Source organism: Nocardia sp. NPDC003482, assembly GCF_053588115.1.
Map to the genome: position 1 here is coordinate 50335 of NZ_JBSFPI010000008.1, position 14753 is coordinate 65087.

Annotated in this window: 16 protein-coding genes, 2 tRNA genes and 1 pseudogene; 8 read left to right on the forward strand and 11 right to left on the reverse strand. The window is 65.7% G+C overall.

Annotated features, from left to right (window positions below):
• Window position 1: 1 nt before the first annotated feature.
• Window positions 2–1222, reverse strand: coding sequence for an NAD(P)/FAD-dependent oxidoreductase (locus ACWDSJ_RS14125; RefSeq protein WP_450032072.1), 1221 nt, complete (start codon window positions 1220–1222; stop codon window positions 2–4).
• 143 nt (window positions 1223–1365) lie between these two features.
• Here ACWDSJ_RS14125 and ACWDSJ_RS14130 point away from each other — a divergent pair, with 143 nt between their 5' ends.
• A complete protein-coding gene (locus ACWDSJ_RS14130; RefSeq protein WP_450032073.1) occupies window positions 1366–2016 on the forward strand; it encodes a mycothiol-dependent nitroreductase Rv2466c family protein in 651 nt (216 codons plus the stop codon).
• A gap of 138 nt (window positions 2017–2154) precedes the next feature.
• Here ACWDSJ_RS14130 and ACWDSJ_RS14135 read toward each other — a convergent pair whose 3' ends face one another.
• A complete protein-coding gene (locus ACWDSJ_RS14135; protein ID WP_450032075.1) occupies window positions 2155–3264 on the reverse strand; it encodes a M48 family metallopeptidase in 1110 nt (369 codons plus the stop codon).
• Window positions 3265–3342: 78 nt separating this feature from the next.
• Here ACWDSJ_RS14135 and ACWDSJ_RS14140 point away from each other — a divergent pair, with 78 nt between their 5' ends.
• The 4 genes from ACWDSJ_RS14140 to ACWDSJ_RS14155 all read left to right on the forward strand — a co-directional run bounded on the left by ACWDSJ_RS14140 (window position 3343) and on the right by ACWDSJ_RS14155 (window position 6588).
• A complete protein-coding gene (locus ACWDSJ_RS14140; protein ID WP_387367241.1) occupies window positions 3343–3813 on the forward strand; it encodes a ribose-5-phosphate isomerase in 471 nt (156 codons plus the stop codon).
• A gap of 32 nt (window positions 3814–3845) precedes the next feature.
• Window positions 3846–4661 carry an Fpg/Nei family DNA glycosylase gene (locus tag ACWDSJ_RS14145; RefSeq protein ID WP_450032078.1) on the forward strand — a complete coding sequence of 272 codons (816 nt, stop codon included), beginning with the start codon at window positions 3846–3848 and terminating at the stop codon, window positions 4659–4661.
• Between the two features lie 128 nt (window positions 4662–4789).
• Window positions 4790–6253: a hypothetical protein gene (locus ACWDSJ_RS14150; RefSeq protein WP_450032080.1), complete on the forward strand. Its 1464-nt coding sequence runs from the start codon at window positions 4790–4792 to the stop codon at window positions 6251–6253.
• The gene (locus tag ACWDSJ_RS14155) at window positions 6250–6588 is read left to right on the forward strand and encodes a hypothetical protein (RefSeq protein ID WP_450032082.1); all 339 of its coding nucleotides are present in this window, start codon (window positions 6250–6252) and stop codon (window positions 6586–6588) included. Before ACWDSJ_RS14150 ends, ACWDSJ_RS14155 begins: the two co-directional genes overlap by 4 nt.
• Window positions 6589–6983: 395 nt before the next feature.
• On the opposite strand, the gene ACWDSJ_RS14160 is transcribed toward ACWDSJ_RS14155, so the two are convergent.
• The gene (locus ACWDSJ_RS14160) at window positions 6984–7829 is read right to left on the reverse strand and encodes a DUF1542 domain-containing protein (RefSeq protein WP_450032083.1); all 846 of its coding nucleotides are present in this window, start codon (window positions 7827–7829) and stop codon (window positions 6984–6986) included.
• A gap of 163 nt (window positions 7830–7992) precedes the next feature.
• Window positions 7993–8994, reverse strand: a complete 1002-nt coding sequence (locus ACWDSJ_RS14165; RefSeq protein ID WP_450032085.1) for a diguanylate cyclase domain-containing protein — start codon at window positions 8992–8994, stop codon at window positions 7993–7995.
• A 406-nt stretch (window positions 8995–9400) separates the two neighbouring features.
• On the opposite strand from ACWDSJ_RS14165, the gene ACWDSJ_RS14170 reads away from it, so the two are divergent.
• The 3 genes from ACWDSJ_RS14170 to ACWDSJ_RS14180 all read left to right on the forward strand — a co-directional run bounded on the left by ACWDSJ_RS14170 (window position 9401) and on the right by ACWDSJ_RS14180 (window position 10253).
• A tRNA-Gly gene (locus ACWDSJ_RS14170) sits at window positions 9401–9471 on the forward strand.
• A gap of 20 nt (window positions 9472–9491) precedes the next feature.
• Window positions 9492–9568 (forward strand) — tRNA-Pro (locus ACWDSJ_RS14175).
• A gap of 355 nt (window positions 9569–9923) precedes the next feature.
• Window positions 9924–10253 carry a hypothetical protein gene (locus ACWDSJ_RS14180; protein ID WP_450032087.1) on the forward strand — a complete coding sequence of 110 codons (330 nt, stop codon included), beginning with the start codon at window positions 9924–9926 and terminating at the stop codon, window positions 10251–10253.
• A gap of 18 nt (window positions 10254–10271) precedes the next feature.
• Here the strand turns inward: ACWDSJ_RS14180 and ACWDSJ_RS14185 are convergent.
• The 7 genes and pseudogenes from ACWDSJ_RS14185 to ACWDSJ_RS14215 all read right to left on the reverse strand — a co-directional run.
• Window positions 10272–11303: pseudogene (locus ACWDSJ_RS14185) on the reverse strand (recombinase family protein); the annotation flags it as partial.
• Entirely contained in the window at window positions 11300–11776 is a 477-nt protein-coding gene (locus tag ACWDSJ_RS14190; protein ID WP_450032089.1) for a recombinase family protein, read from the reverse strand. The pseudogene ACWDSJ_RS14185 and the gene ACWDSJ_RS14190, both read right to left, overlap by 4 nt.
• Window positions 11773–12417: an ImmA/IrrE family metallo-endopeptidase gene (locus ACWDSJ_RS14195; protein ID WP_450032091.1), complete on the reverse strand. Its 645-nt coding sequence runs from the start codon at window positions 12415–12417 to the stop codon at window positions 11773–11775. The genes ACWDSJ_RS14190 and ACWDSJ_RS14195 overlap by 4 nt, the downstream gene beginning before the upstream one ends.
• A 152-nt stretch (window positions 12418–12569) precedes the next feature.
• A complete protein-coding gene (locus ACWDSJ_RS14200; RefSeq protein WP_450032093.1) occupies window positions 12570–12959 on the reverse strand; it encodes a helix-turn-helix domain-containing protein in 390 nt (129 codons plus the stop codon).
• 141 nt (window positions 12960–13100) lie between these two features.
• Complete coding sequence (locus ACWDSJ_RS14205; RefSeq protein ID WP_450032095.1) at window positions 13101–13778, reverse strand: antirestriction protein ArdA; 678 nt, start codon at window positions 13776–13778, stop codon at window positions 13101–13103.
• Window positions 13771–14220: a hypothetical protein gene (locus ACWDSJ_RS14210; protein ID WP_450032096.1), complete on the reverse strand. Its 450-nt coding sequence runs from the start codon at window positions 14218–14220 to the stop codon at window positions 13771–13773. Before ACWDSJ_RS14210 ends, ACWDSJ_RS14205 begins: the two co-directional genes overlap by 8 nt.
• A gap of 111 nt (window positions 14221–14331) precedes the next feature.
• Complete coding sequence (locus ACWDSJ_RS14215) at window positions 14332–14733, reverse strand: hypothetical protein (protein ID WP_450032098.1); 402 nt, start codon at window positions 14731–14733, stop codon at window positions 14332–14334.
• Window positions 14734–14753: the final 20 nt, after the last annotated feature.

The window sequence follows — 14753 nt, forward strand, 5'->3', positions numbered from 1 at the left end:
GTTACAGGTCTTCCGAGGTGTCGGTCAGCCGAGCGGGATCGATCGGACGCTGCGTCAGGATCAGCTCCTTGATCCGGTCGGTCACATCCCACACGTTCACGTTCATCCCCGCCAGCACGCGATTGTCGGGGGTCAGCCAGAACGCGACGAATTCGCGCGCGCCGAGATCGCCGCGGACCACCACGCGCGCGTCCTGATCGGGGGCGACGTGGCCGGTGTACTCCATGCCCAGGTCGTACTGATCGGTGAAGAAGTACGGCAGCCGGTCGTAGACCGCGTCGCGGCCGAGCATGGTCAGCGCGGCGACCGCGGGCTGATTGAGCGCGTTCGCCCAGTGCTCCACGCGAATTCGACGGCCGAGCACGGGATGCTGGTGCGCGGCGATGTCACCCACGGCCACGATGTCCGGATCGCTGGTCGCCAGGCTCTCGTCCACCAGCACACCGCCGTCCACCGCGAGCCCGGCGTCCGCGGCCAGTTCGACATTGGGGCGCGCCCCGACGGCCAGCAGCACCGCGTCCGCCGCGAGCACCGTGTCGTCGGCGAGGCGCACCCCCGTGGCCCGGCCGTCGGCGGTGACGATCTCGGCGACCTGGGTGCCGCAGCGCAGATCGACGCCGTGCTCGCGGTGCAGGTCGGCGAACACCGCGCCCATCTCGTCGCCGAGCGCGGCGTGCAACGGCACCGGCGCGGTCTCGACGACGGTCACCTCGAGTCCGGCGGCGCGGGCGGACGCGGCGACCTCGAGCCCGATCCAGCCCGCGCCGATGATCGCCAGTCGCCGCGCCGAACCGAACAGCTCGATCAGGGCGTCGGAATCGTCGATCGTGCGCAGCACGTGCACACCGGCCGCGTCCGCCCCGGGCAGCGGCGGCCGCCGCGGGCGCGAACCGGTGGCCAGCGCCAGCTTGTCGTAGGGCAGCGTCGAACCATCCGGCAGCGCAACGGTTTTCGTGGTCCGGTCGACGGCGGTGACGGTGCTGCCGAGCAGCAGATCGACGCGATGGTCGCGATACCATTCGGGCGTGTCGACCGTGAAGTCGGTCAGCGCCTGCTTGCCCTGGAGATGTTGCTTCGACAGCGGCGGGCGCTCGTAGGGCAGCCGTTCCTCCGCGCCGATCAGCGTGATCGTTCCGTCGAAATCGTTGGCGCGCAACGCTTCCGCGAGCTTGGCCGCGGCCAGCCCGCCGCCCACGACGACGAACCTGGAATCTGTGGTCATGGCGAACCTCCGTAGGACGGCAACCAGGTCGCCTCCGACCCTACTGCGCCGCCCGGGAAGTATCCGCGCGTTCGGATCGTTGTCCCGAACGACGGTGGCGTGCGCGCCGCCGGAGAACCCGAGCTGCCCGAGAGGACGTCGACGTGACCGACAACAACACCGGTGCCAAGGACCGTGTGGACTTCTGGTTCGATCCGCTGTGCCCGTGGTGCTGGATCACCTCCCGCTGGATCCTGGAGGTGGAGCAGGTGCGCGACATCGAGGCCCGCTTCCATGTCATGAGCCTGTCGGTGCTCAACGAGGATCGCGAGAATCTGCCCGAGCAGTACCAGGAGCTGCTGCGCACCGGCTGGGGGCCCGTCCGGGTGGCCATCGCCGCCGCCCGCGAGCACGGCGACAAGGTGCTGGCCCCGCTCTACACCGCGATGGGCACCCGCATCCACAACCGCCGCGCCGAGTACGAGCGCGAGGACCGCGCCGCGTCGCTGGCCGCGGTGATCGCCGACTCGCTCGCCGAGGTCGGCCTGCCCGCCGAGCTGGCGAAGGCCGCCGACAGCGGCGACTACGACGAGGAGTTGCGCCGCAGCCACCACGCCGGAATGGACAAGGTCGGCAAGGATGTCGGCACCCCGACCATCCACATCAACGACGTCGCCTTCTTCGGCCCGGTGCTCTCGCGCATCCCGCGCGGCGAGCAGGCGGGCAAGCTGTGGGACGCCGCGGTCGCCCTCGCCGCCTACCCGCACTTCTTCGAACTCAAGCGCACCCGCACCGAAGACCCGGTCTTCGACTGACGGTTCGGGCGCTGGGCCTCAGCTCTCCTGGTCCCGGGGCCGTCCGTCCGCGTGCAGCCTCTGGTCCCGGTGCTACCCGTATGGCCGTCGATCTCCAGGCTGTGCGGGGTACTCCGCGTGCGTCCCCTGGTCCTGGTGCTACCCGTACGGCCCGCGATCCCCGGGCTGTGCGGGGTACTCCCCGTACGGCCCCGGATCGCGGGGGAGGCCGGGGACCTCACCGTACTGTCCCGGCGGCGGATAGCCCCCGGCCGGGGGATAGCCCGAATACGCTTGTGGCGGAGGCGGATTCGGGCGCAGGAACATTCGGCCGTGCCTGCTGCGGTCGCGCAGCGCCCACATCCGCCAGGTCAACACGGGATGGTTGGACACGGCGTTGACCACCCAGATGAAGAAGCCCTTCTCCCGCGGGGCGCGGTCGGCCATCTCGTCGAAGTCGACGAGCGCGTTGAGGTATTTGCCGCCCGCCAGCACCTTCATCGCGCCGGGCGCGCCCTGCGGGCGGTTGCAGTAGCCGTGGTTGTCGGCGGTGTACTCCTGCGCGCGGATCAATGCGTCGCCCAGCAGCGGCAGGAACGGCACGAGGAACATGCCCAACTGCCGCCAGTACGATACGTGCCCCGCCGCGATGTGCCCGACCTCGTGGCCGATGATGAACGCCAGCGCGTCCGGATCGCGGGCCGCCCCGCCGACCTCGAACAGATCGGAATAAACCACCACGTAGCGCCGGAACCCGTGCCCGGAGGCGAACGCGTTGATCGCCCCGTTGCCCAGCAGCACGTACGCGTCGGGCACCTTGGCCATCCCGAACCGCGCCGCCGCCTCCTCGACCATCCGGAAGCCCTCGGGGAACTGGGTGGGCGACATCTTCACCGCGTTCAGCCGCTGCGTCGAGTAGTTCACGCCGCGCCCGAACCACAAAAGCAGCGGGGCCAGGATCAACAGCACCACGTACTGGTCGAAGTAGCCGAACAGCAACAGCGCCACACAGAGCAGATAGGCCAGCGCCGTGGCGATGATCACGATCACCAACAGCGGGATCTCCCAGCTGTGCCGCGCGGGCAACCCGAACGGCGACAGGCCGCGAGTGGGCTGGTAGGTCGGCGTCGGCGGCGGCGAATACGGCTGCTGCGGAGCCCAACCCGGCGGTCCGACCCGCGGATCCCAACCGGCCATACCGGTTACGGGATTCCAGCCGGGCGGGCCGGTGTGCGCGGAGGGCTGGGCCCACTGATCATCGGACTGCATGTAAGGAACTCTAGTTATCGGCCTCCGGTGTTATCCCGGCGCGAGGGGAATCTCGCCCGCCTGACAGAATCGGGTCCCATGCGCGTATACCTGGGTGCCGATCACGCCGGATTCGAACTGAAGAACCACGTCAAGGCCCATCTCGAGCAGGCCGGTCACGACGTCTTCGATTGCGGGGCGCACGAATACGACGCCGTCGACGACTACCCCGCGTTCTGCATCGACGCCGCCCGTCGCGTGGTCGCCGACCCGGGCAGCCTGGGCATCGTGTTCGGCGGCAGCGGCAACGGCGAGCAGATCGCCGCCAACAAGGTTCCCGGCGCCCGCTGCGCGCTCGCGTGGAGCGTGGAGACCGCGAAGCTGGCCCGCGAGCACAACAACGCGCAGTTGATGGGCATCGGCGGCCGCATGCATCCGCTCGAGGAGGCGCTCGCGATCGTCGACGCGTTCATCGCCACCCCGTGGTCGCAGGAGGCGCGCCACCAGCGCCGCATCGACATCATCGCCGAGTACGAGAAGTCCGGCGAGGCCCCCGCCGTGCCGAATTGATCTCGCGCGCAAGGTTTTTCGAGAGGTAGGTCATGCCCGAGGGGCATACGCTGCACCGGCTGGCGCGCTCGCACAACCAGCGGTTCGCCAAGGGCGTGGTGCGGGTGTCCAGCCCCCAGGGCCGCTTCGCCGAGGGCGCCGCGCTCATCGACGGGCGGGTGCTGGTGCGCGCCGAGGCGTGGGGCAAACATCTGCTGCACTACTACGACTCCGGGCTGATCGTGCACGTGCACCTCGGGCTGTACGGCACGTTCACCGAATCGCCCGCGCCGCTGCCGGATCCGGTGGGGCAGGTGCGGATGCGGATGATCGGGGCGGGCCGCGCGGGCACCGAGGTGTACGGCACCGATCTGCGCGGGCCGAACGCCTGTGAGGTCCTGCACGAACCCGAGGTGGCCGCCCTCACCGCGCGGCTGGGCCCGGATCCGTTGCGCCGCAATGCCGATCCCGATCGGGCCTGGCAGCGTATCCGCAAGTCCACCCGGCCGATCGGGGCGCTGCTGATGGATCAGGCCGTGGTGGCCGGGGTGGGCAATGTGTATCGCGCGGAACTGCTGTTCCGGCACGGTATTTCACCGCATAGGCCGGGTCGGGAGGTGTCGGCGACCGAATGGGCCGAGCTGTGGGCCGATCTGGTGGAGCTCATGCGGACCGGGGTGCGGCGCGGCAAGATCGTGGTCGTGCGGCGTGAGCACGATCGTGGCGCGCCCTCCTATGCGGAGGGCAGGCCGCGGACGTATGTGTATCGGCGGGCGGGGGAGGCGTGCCGGGTGTGCGGGTCGACCGTGCTGCACGCGGTGCTGGACGGGCGAAACCTGTTCTGGTGCCCCGGGTGTCAGCAGAGCTGACGCGACATCGCTGTGTAGAGACGTTGAATCGACGGCGTGCCGGTTATTGTGACACGCCGCCGTTCTCGTCTTCGCTAGTAGGGTGGGGCCGATCTATGGCGGTACAGTACGACCCGGACGGTTGGCAGATGGCAGAAGAGATGGCTGACGAGCCGTCGATGGCTGCACGGCGGAAAAATTTCTTGCGGTCTCAGCGTGAGAAGAAATTCGCCCTACTCCGCAGTCACCAGCAAGGTCGCGATCTGCTCGGCTTCGTGGATGAGAAGCTGCGTGAATACGGAAGCATTCAAAGTCTGACGGATACGGGTCTAACCGCGGCTATGTGCGACCTCGCGGCGCACTTGCCGGAGGAGCAGCGAGCGGTGATCGCTCGTACCGAGATCTTCGTCCACGACACCGAACTGAGCGAGGCGACCACCGTACGCTTCGCGGACGGCTCCCATCTGATCAGAATCTCGGATGCGCAGCTTTCTCTGCTCGCGTTGATCGGTGATCTGCTGCGGGCCTGGGCTCGTTCCAAAGGAAGATTTCGCATTTTGTCATTGCTGCGCCGGTCATGGGAGATAGAGAGCGGTCGGGCGAATCCGGAGGAGGATGTGATCTTGGCGGGTGCGGCCAGCATCCGGTACTATATCCATCATCAACGCGCTGTCGGTGTTTCGGCTCAGGTCGCATCCTCGTTCTCTCGGAAGAATGCGCTTCGTGATGACGAATCGAGCGGTGCTCGGGCGGTAGCGTTGCTGTTTCTGATCGCACACGAAATGAGCCATATTTTATTGCACCATACAGCGACGCAGCGCTCACAGCTGCGCCGTGACAAGCAGCACCGGTTCGAGTTCGAGGCAGATGCGCTCGGGGTCGAACTCGTTAGCCGGATGCTCGGTGGAGCGCAGCAGCATCGTCTCGCCGCCGTATCCTACGCGATTGTCGGGCTGATGGCCATCAGCGTGACGTCGAATCCGCTGTATGTGCGGCCGCCGGAAACTCATCCCGATATTCAGAGCCGCATCGACCGCCTGGCGACAGTGGCGGGACCAACCTTCGCCCAAACTCTAGCCCTCAGTTGGGGGCTGGTCGAAATGATGAAACTCGGAACGGCCGTGGATCGGCCTCTCGAAGCACGCTGCTGGACCGCGTTGCAGGTGCACCCAGCGTTCGACACGACCTTCCACACTCCGGGTTACTACAAAACTATTCAGGGCTACGATATGTGGATCGACGGCGATCCACAACGAGCAATGAGTGTGATTCAAGGATTCGCCGACGATCGGGAACCGGGAATGGAGACCTATCTCGATGCGACGGATTTCGCGGCGATTCGCGCCGGGGTCGAGCAGTTTCAAAGCAGTGGCGCGCGTGCGGCTCTCGACACGTGGGGGGTGAAGAATATTGATCGGTTGCTGGACCTATCGCAGCCGCTTTCGTACCACCAACTCGTCAGCGGCATCATGGATAGTTCGCTTTTCTCGGCATTGTCCAGCGCCGACGAAGCAATCGAATCCACCCGCGACACCTTCGCATTCTTCCGACGGGTGGTCGGTGTTGTCCTTGCACAGATGATTGCCAGAGAACTCCGAGGAGTCCGCCCATGACCGAAGAGATGCCCGATTTCAGCGAATATGGTGAAGAGGAGTTGCTCGCCGCGCTCGGCTCCTATCTGCTCGGCGACGGCTTCGGTGCGGGACCCCAGGACGAGGACGGCAACCGCCGCTTCGGCAGGCAGTGGTTTGACGAGCGTATCGACTCCTTCCGGGAAGCAGTATGCGGCAGCCGGATCGCCTCGCAGCTGACCGGGGATTTCACTGCCGATGTCGCGGCAGTCGCATCGCTGTTGCCGTTCGGTAGCGACAAGCTGCTAGCCCTTACTGTGGCGGCGATCATTGTGCGGCGTGGCGTGACGCAATTTTGTGCTTCAGCGTCGAGTTGAGCTGACATCAGGTCGGCAATTCGCTTCTCAGCGTCTATCGCTTATCGCTCGGTCTTGGAACGTCTCTGGCCGGAAACGAATAGAGGAGGCGATTTATCGCCGAAAGCAGGGCCGGATGACAGATGCAGGGGATGCCGACGCACGAGGAATCCAGCCCATCTGGAACCCGATCTCGACGGACCGCCACCACGGCCGCCGTCCGCGGGTGCATGGAAGGTAACCGGCAACTGACGCCGGATTTGGAACCAGAGAGATGGCACACTGGTGTTCCGCTGGCGCGGATCACGGGACTGTTGGACGGATGCGACAGCTGACGACTTGTCCCTCTACGACGTCGGATGCTCAGCAGCAGCCGAAAGTGCTCGCGTCGCAGATCATTTGCAGTTGATGGCGGGTCAGAACCCGCCGTCGAACCCGCCCCCGTCGAACCCGCCCCCGTCGAATCCTCCACCGCCGTCGAACCCACTCCCGTCGTAACCGCCGCCGAAGTCGCCGCTGTCGTAGCCGCCGCCGTAATCGCCGCCGTCGTAGGCGCCCTGCTGGTCGAAGCCGCCGTCGGCGGCCTGCCCGGCGTCGAATCCGGCGTCGTAGCCCTCGCCGTAGCCGCTCTCGAAACCGGTGGCGCCGTAGGCGACTCCCGACATCCCGCTGAACAGCGCGTCGAACAGCAGCACCGAACCCACGCCCCAGGCGCCCGCCACGAGGGCGGTCTTCCACCACGGCTCGGAGTACCACCCGGCCGGGACCGGACGGCCCGCGACGCGGCCGCCGGGGTAGTAGTTCGGGGTCTGCGCCGACGGCGTCGGCGACGCCTCGATGCTGCGGCCGTCGAAGTCGACGGTGCGATCCTCGGTGACCCGCCCGGCCGTGCGTTGACCGTCGAGTTCGGGTACCGCCGGGCCGGGATCCAGGCCCATGGCCGTGCGGGCCGCGCGAATGTAGTACAGGCCCTCCAGCGCGGTCTCCTTCGCCAGCCTGGCCTGCGCGACCGTCGTCGCCTGTTCGATCTGCGAACCGGCCGCGTTGAGCCGCTCGCCCGCGTCGGCGAGGGCCTGCTTGGAGGCGGTGTCGGTCCCGGTCAGGTTGTACACCTGGCCCCCGAGGCGTTCGATCAGCCGCCGCGCGTCGGCCTTGGCATCGGCCAACTGGGTTGCCTGACGATTGCGCGAGTTGCGCCCCGCGAACGTCACCGCCACGAACACGATCAGCACCACGACCAGAAGAATCAGCAAGAGTGCCACGACGACCAGCGTACGCGTCGCCCGCACGAACCCGACTTATCCGGCGAGGTGGTTCGGGCGGGATGGCCCCGAGCGCCGTTCGCTCTCGCGTCGGGTGAGCAAGCCTCGCGCCCGCGATTCAGCCGGTGACCACGGTTCGGCCGAGCGACCCCCCGAGCGCGGCTTATCCGGCGACCGCGGTGTCGTAGATCGGGCGGGTGTCGGCCAGGGGCGCTGGCTCAACCTCCTCGTCGATCTCCGACAGCGCGAAGCGGCGCTTGCCCGCGGTCTTCGCCGAGTACATCGCGCGGTCGGCGCTGCGCAGTAGGTCGGAGAAGTCGCAGACGCGGCCGGGCGGGCAGAACGCGGTGCCCACGCTTGCCGAGACCGGGATCGGGCCCGATGTCGTCTTGACCGGATCGCGCAGCGCGGCCAGCACACCCATCGCGACCTCGCTCAGGGTGTCGCGGCGGGCGGGCAGGGCGAGCACGAATTCGTCTCCGCCGTAACGGCATACGACCGTCTCCTCCGGGCAGATCGCGCGCAGCCGCCGGGAGATCTCGACCAGCACCTCGTCGCCGACGGTGTGGCCGAAGCCGTCGTTGATCTGCTTGAAGTCGTCCAGATCCAGCAGCAGCAGGCCGACGCCGCGGGATCGGTCGGCGGCCATCTGGCGCACCCGCTCCTGGAGCAGCGACCGGTTCGCGAGATCGGTCAGCGCGTCGTGGGTCGCCTCGTGGCGCAGCCGGTTCTGCAGGGCGGTGATCTCCCGCACGCGCACCGAGACCTTCTCCGACAGGCTGCGTTCCTGCTGCGCGAGCGCGCGCTGTTGCAGCGCCTCGGCGTAGCTGTCGATGGCATGGCTGGCCACGAACGACCAGCGCGTGCCGACCAGCGAACCCGGTTCGCCCGGCGCGAAACCCAACAGGGCCCGGGTCGCCGGGGCGAGCATGCGGGTCCGGTCGAACGGCGCCTCGGCCAACCTGCGGCCGATCGCGCGGGCCGCCGCGACCGGAAACGGTTCGCCTCCCGCCAGATCCAGCAGTTCGGCGACGATGGCCGCGAACAGCTGCTCGAGATGTTGCTTCGGGACCGTCAGGCCGCTGCCGCTGTGCACGGCTCGGGCCCACTCGCGAGTGGTGGCGGCGATGGCCGCCGTGGTCCGGGCGTCGGTGTCGGTGGGCATCGCCCTCACCCCGCGCAGACGCCGTCTGTGCCGACGGTATCGCCGGTCACGCCCTCCGGATCGTGCTCACTGCTATGCGGTCCTGTACACCATCGGCGCACGCTCACCGCCCCCTTTCCAGATACCCCCGTCCGGCAAAAAGGATCCTAGCAAGCCACTCGACACCGAAATGCGATGTTTTACAACCTGTTACGGTGCCTCGCGAATGGCGATCGCTGGTGAGATCGCTTGTCTGCCTGCGGTGTTACAGCTCTTGCGGTGTGTCGCGCCCGGGCGTGTTCGCGTGTCGCACGCGACGCGCCGACAACTTCCGGTACCGACGAGCCGATTGGCGTTCGAGAAGCGACGTTCGGTACAGTCTCAGACGCAGACGGCATCGTGGCGATCCCATCGGTGTCGTATGCCTGCGGGCGTAGTTCAATGGTAGAACCTCAGCCTTCCAAGCTGATGGTGCGGGTTCGATTCCCGTCGCCCGCTCTGTCCCTTCTGGGGTGTATCGGGGTGTAGCGCAGCTTGGTAGCGCATCCGCTTTGGGAGCGGAGGGTCGCAGGTTCAAATCCTGTCACCCCGACCACAGCTGCCTTACTTGAACTAGCGTCCGTAAGAACGCCAGCCAAGGTGGGCAGCTCTGGGTGAGCTTCGGAAGCCTCCGCATCGCGGAGGCTTCCGCCATGTTCGGACTGGTTTGCGGTGCGGGGGCTGGTTCGTTCGCTGTGTGTAGGGGTGTTCGGGTCTATCTGGCTGTGGCGTTGGAGATAGGTCTGTTTGGCCTCGGCCATCTCTTGGAATAGGGGGGTCTTCTCGTCGTCGGTGACGACGGTGTCGTCGAGGTAGAGCCGTTGGAAGAAGGTCTGGTTGAGGTGGCGGCGGGCTTTGTTGGTGGCTCCGGCGTAGAGCTGGTGGGGGTTGGCGAGTAGGTGGAGTGCGTTGTGGAGGACGTCGGCGCCTGCGTCGAGTTCGGCGGCGGTTTCGTTGAGGTTGTCGGTGATGCGCTCGCGTTGGGTGGCGATGGCGAGCAGTTTGGCGCGGATCTTGGCTTGTGGCATGGCGTCGGTCATGGCCAGTTCCAGGAGCCGGTTTTCTTGGGTGTCGAGATCTTTGAGGGTGCGTTGGAGGGTCTCGCGCATGGTGCGGGTGGCGGCTTGTTCGTTGGCGAGGGTGTCGTGGAGCAGGGTGCGGGCTTCGGTGATGAATGTGGCGGGCAGTTGCAGTCCGTGGTAGTGGTCGGCGATGGCGGCCTCGATGGCTTCGACGCGTAGGTAGGGCAGGTCGCAGAGTCCGTCTTGGCGGCCTCGGCAGACGTAGTAGCGGTAGGTTCCGCCGTTGCCGCCTTTGGCTTCGAGGTAGATCAGCCGGGCGGTGCGTCCGGCGTCGTGGCAGCGTTGGCAGAACAGGCCGCCTTTGAGGTAGTGCTGGTGGACACGGTCGCGTTGTCCGCGGGCACTGCGTGCGTTGAGGACGTCTTGGACTCGGTCGAAGAGTTCCTGTCCGACGATCGGTTCGTGGCGGCCTTGGTAGATTTCGCCTTTGTAGACGAGGTAGCCGAGGTAGTAGGGGTCGGCCAGCATCTTGCGTAGTGTGCTGTCGGTCAGCGCGGTGCCGTCGCGTCGTGATCGGAGTCCGAGGTCGGCCATGGTGGCTTCGAGTCGTTGCAGGGAGTATTTGCCGGTGGCGTAGAGCTCGAAGGCTTTGAGGACTAGGGGTGCGCGGGTTTCGTCGAGGCTGATGGTGTTGACCAGTCGCCCGTCGACGTCGACGCGGGTGTTCAGGTAGCCGATCTTGGCGACGCTGATGGTGCCGCCCTTGATCGCCTTGTTGCGCATCTTGATTCGGATGTCTTCACCCGACAGCTTGTTCTGTACGTCGTTGAAAATGTCGGTGATGGCCTCCATCGCTTCGGCGAAGATGCCCTCGCCGAAGTCCTCGCGAGCGGAAACCAGCTTCACGTCGAGCTTGTCTAGCAGCCGCTTGGTGATGGCGGCGTCGATGTAGTTGCGGAAGGCGCGGGAGCGGGCGTAGACGATGACGTATTTGATCTCCGGGTGTTGCTTGAGGTGCTCGATCAGATCCTGGAACTCGCGTCGTTTGTCGATCGTTTGGGCCGAGATGCCAGGGTCGAAGAACTCCTTGGCTACGCGAGCTGGCAGGCTGGCCGCCTTGCGATCGATGTAATCACGTTGCGTGGCAACGGAATTTCCGTCAGGGTCGATGTCTCGGGCGGTGTCGAGCTGCTTCTTGCTGGATACGCGAAGGTAGGAAACAGCGAGGTCGAGGATGGTGTCGAGGCTGACTCTGCTGTCGATGGTCATGGGCGGGTACCTCCTGTGGGTGCGATAGGGGATAGGCTGCGGTCCAAGGCTTTTCGGCGATCGTTACCCCAGCCAATGCGCTGATCGTCACCGTCGCGGCTGAAGATGACTGCGACGCTGAGGGATTCGAAGGTGTCGAGTAACTGCTGTGTGTGGGCGAGGCTTCGCGCGAAGCGTCCGGGGCTGGGGAAGAGGGCGGTGCGGACTTCCGGGTGGGTGGTGAGGTAGTCGAGCATCGCCCGCAGTGTCGGCCGTTGCCTGAGGCTCGTGGCGGGTGCGCCGATTTCGATGAATTCCTTGACTACGCCGACGCCGAGGGCGCTGGCCTTGTGGTGACCGGCTTCGCGCTGTGCCTGGATGGCGAGCGGTTCGCCGCTGGATGAGGTCGGGCTCGATGCCGATGCGATGGACAGGAACAAGACGGCGGCGGGAAAGTCGGCGGTCGGGTTGCGGTCGACGATTCGGCGTGTCATGCCGCCACTCCCTGCCATTCGCGGCGCATGCCACGAGCGAGGGCGAACTTGAATTGGTCAGTTATGGCGTTGCTGGGTATGAGGCCGATTTGGCTGAGTCGGACTTTGAGGATGTCGGTGCTGACTTGGAAGTAGTTCGCGAGTTGGCGCACGTCGCGCATGCCACTCCACCAGGCGCGGCTGAGCGCTCGGGTGGGGACTAGCAGGCATCCGGCGAAGTGGTAGGCGGCTTGCTCGGCTTGGCACATCGTCGAGGCGGTGGGGCTGCCGCGGTAGAGCCGATGGCGCGTCCCGGCGTCGAGGATGTGTTTGAACTCGTAGGCCAGGTGCAGGCGACGGGACAGTTCGTCGTCCGAGCGGGACAGCTGGATGACCCAGCGTCCTCGCCGCCGGTCCCAGAACCGCAGGCTGCTGACGGGGCTGTCGGCCAACTCGATGGCCAGCTGTGGAATCGTGGCGATGATGTCGTCGGGCGCGGGGTCGTAGGTCGCGCCGCTGATCGTCAGCAGTTCTTCGGCTTGTCGTTCGGCGACCGCGAGTGCGTCCTCGAAGGTCATGTCGGTGCGCCGGGGAACGAGCGCGCGCAGGCGCGGGATCAGGGGTGGGGCTTTGGTGCTGGTGCGGGTGAGAATGTCGTGCATAGGAAATCTCCTTTCACTGAGTTCATAGATGTAGAGTGTTCTTTGAAAAGACAAAATAGCTGGCTTTATTAAAGCCCAAGACGTGATGAATTTGCTACGCCTCCCTTTTGAGCGATCCTCCTCTCTGTGGTTAATGGGGTCGTGGGGGTGAATTAGTCGTCGTTCGTCCGCTGCGGTTCGCTGTAGTCGTCGAAGCTGATGTCTCGTTCGCGGGCCAAGGTCTCAATATAGGCTTCGATCTTCTCCAACACATCTCCGGGTAGGTGCTGGTACTTGGCGTGCAAGTAAGGGCTCATACTCGGCAGATCCCGTGGTGAAATCCATTTTCCGGCGGCGAGGATGTCGGTGAGGGACACGCCGACCACCGCGCCGATGGCTTGCAGCAGATCGGTGCGCGGCGTCAATACCAGTCCGGCCTCGAAGCGGCTGACCTGCGTCTTGTCAGCGCCAGCACGGCGGGCCACCTCCGCTTGAGATAACCCCGCCTGCTCGCGTTTCGCGCGTAAGAATTCCCCCATCGCAATAGCTTGGTCGCGATTCATTTGAATTACTCCTTTTTGTTTTTCGACTATAACGCCAATCGTTGCCAAATAGCAATGCCTTTCTACAATTTCACAACAATTTCATAGTATTTCAAGCGGCGGGACCGCGCTTTCTTGAATTAATGGCGAATACTTTTGAGTTCACTGTCTTTCATCGAACACCCACACCCCACCACCCGTAGCCGGAAACACCACCAGGTCCATCTCCTGTTGCCACCGGTTTCCGATCGCCTCGTAGTCAATGCTGGCGAAGGGGCGGATCTCTGTGGGAAGCACGCGATCGAGGATTTCGTCGTAGTCGGCGGGCCGGAACTGCTCACGCACGTAGTCGGCTAGCGAGTCGAAGTGCCCCTCGTAGGCCGTGGCGAAGCCAGCCAACATGTGCGGCTCCTCCTCGTGCGCCGCTGCCCAGGCGGCGAAGGCCGGGCCGTGCTCGGCGATACCGCGGGCAACCTGGGCTAGCAGCTCGATGCTGTGGGTTCCCTCCATGCCCAGTGGTCCGGTGGTGACCGGGAAGCCAGCGAAGTCGTGGTGGTCCCAGATGTAGAGCGGGGTACCGACGTGTCCTTCTTTGTCGCCGAGGACCGCGTACAGCTCGGCGGAAATCGTTGCCGGGTCGCGGGCCATGTCCAACCAGGTGCCATCGGTCAGCTCGGCTCGCAGCGGCAGCCCCTTGGTGACGTAGATACGCGGGTTGAGTTGCCGCTGCTGCTCGTGGCCGAGCTCGGTGTCCGGGCTGGTTTCGGTTTCGCCGGTCGGTGCCGCCAGGTTGTCTGGATAACCGTTGTGCGCGTGCGGGTTTGGGAAGCGCTCATTCATCCTCACCCCCTTCGGTCTGCTCGTTGCCGCCGATTGGCAGTTGGTGATGCACGATGCGCAGCGCCAGTGCCTCGACGGCTCCTTGCAGGTCGCTGACGGTGAACTCGTCGGCGGTGTCGATCAGCTCAAGCAGTCGGTCGGTGACACTGTTCGCCTGCCCGGCCAGCGTCTCTCGGTCGGCGTCGCTGGTCAGGTCGAACGAGCGCGTCGCCTGCACCACCTGAAGGGCCACGGTCGCCGCGGCGGTTTGCGCGTCCGTGCCCGGGTGCTCGATCACGTCGTAGACAGTGCGCAGCAGCGCTTCGCTGACGGCCCACTGCAAATGCCACGTCGCGTCAGTATTCGGTTCGACGGCCGGGCCCGGACTTCCTTCATGTGCTGGTGTGGGTGGGTTATCTCGGGTCTCCTTGCCTCCGTTGCTGTTTGGGTATTTCTCGGTCATGGGTTCCTCCTCTCGGTTATGTTTGAGTGTTGGCCGGTGGACGGTGGAGAGGGTGTGCATTCCCTCGATCCACCATCCGCCGGCCTCTTTCACCGGGCGCTGAGTGGGATCTCAGCTGTCGGTCTGCTCGCCTTCCTGTTGTCCGCCACGTCGGCCACGCCCACGGCGGCTGCCGCTCGGCGGCTGTTCGCTGTCCGCTTGGTCTCCCGACTCTTCGGCGGGTGCCGAAGCGTCGGGTTCCTGGACGGGCGGTGGTGGCGGGGTGGCGGTGAACAGGTTGTCGATGGCCGCTTGCCGGGCCCGCGCTTCTTCCTCGATGGCGGCACGGGCGGCGTTGGCCCGTGTCATGAGGTCTGGATCGTTCTTGGCGGCTTCGATGTAGGCGTCGACTGCGTTGAAGCATTCGGCCTTCAGGCTGCTGCCGCGTAGTTCGGCGATCCAGGTGAGCTGGGCGTGGCGAGCGGTGTCGATTCGTATGGCAAGGGTGATTTCCTTGCTCGACGGGTCGGGCATCGCGATCCTCCTCGGTGCGA

Bases quoted from the DNA above. Each gene is read 5' to 3' on its own strand.
- ACWDSJ_RS14125 (WP_450032072.1), bottom strand. From the start codon at position 1,222: ATGACCACAGATTCCAGGTTCGTCGTCGTGGGCGGCGGGCTGGCCGCG.
- ACWDSJ_RS14135 (WP_450032075.1), bottom strand. From the start codon at position 3,264: ATGCAGTCCGATGATCAGTGGGCCCAGCCCTCCGCGCACACCGGCCCG.
- ACWDSJ_RS14140 (WP_387367241.1), top strand. From the start codon at position 3,343: ATGCGCGTATACCTGGGTGCCGATCACGCCGGATTCGAACTGAAGAAC.
- ACWDSJ_RS14145 (WP_450032078.1), top strand. From the start codon at position 3,846: ATGCCCGAGGGGCATACGCTGCACCGGCTGGCGCGCTCGCACAACCAG.
- ACWDSJ_RS14150 (WP_450032080.1), top strand. From the start codon at position 4,790: ATGGCAGAAGAGATGGCTGACGAGCCGTCGATGGCTGCACGGCGGAAA.
- ACWDSJ_RS14155 (WP_450032082.1), top strand. From the start codon at position 6,250: ATGACCGAAGAGATGCCCGATTTCAGCGAATATGGTGAAGAGGAGTTG.
- ACWDSJ_RS14165 (WP_450032085.1), bottom strand. From the start codon at position 8,994: ATGCCCACCGACACCGACGCCCGGACCACGGCGGCCATCGCCGCCACC.
- ACWDSJ_RS14190 (WP_450032089.1), bottom strand. From the start codon at position 11,776: ATGACACGCCGAATCGTCGACCGCAACCCGACCGCCGACTTTCCCGCC.
- ACWDSJ_RS14195 (WP_450032091.1), bottom strand. From the start codon at position 12,417: ATGCACGACATTCTCACCCGCACCAGCACCAAAGCCCCACCCCTGATC.
- ACWDSJ_RS14200 (WP_450032093.1), bottom strand. From the start codon at position 12,959: ATGAATCGCGACCAAGCTATTGCGATGGGGGAATTCTTACGCGCGAAA.
- ACWDSJ_RS14205 (WP_450032095.1), bottom strand. From the start codon at position 13,778: ATGAATGAGCGCTTCCCAAACCCGCACGCGCACAACGGTTATCCAGAC.
- ACWDSJ_RS14210 (WP_450032096.1), bottom strand. From the start codon at position 14,220: ATGACCGAGAAATACCCAAACAGCAACGGAGGCAAGGAGACCCGAGAT.
- ACWDSJ_RS14215 (WP_450032098.1), bottom strand. From the start codon at position 14,733: ATGCCCGACCCGTCGAGCAAGGAAATCACCCTTGCCATACGAATCGAC.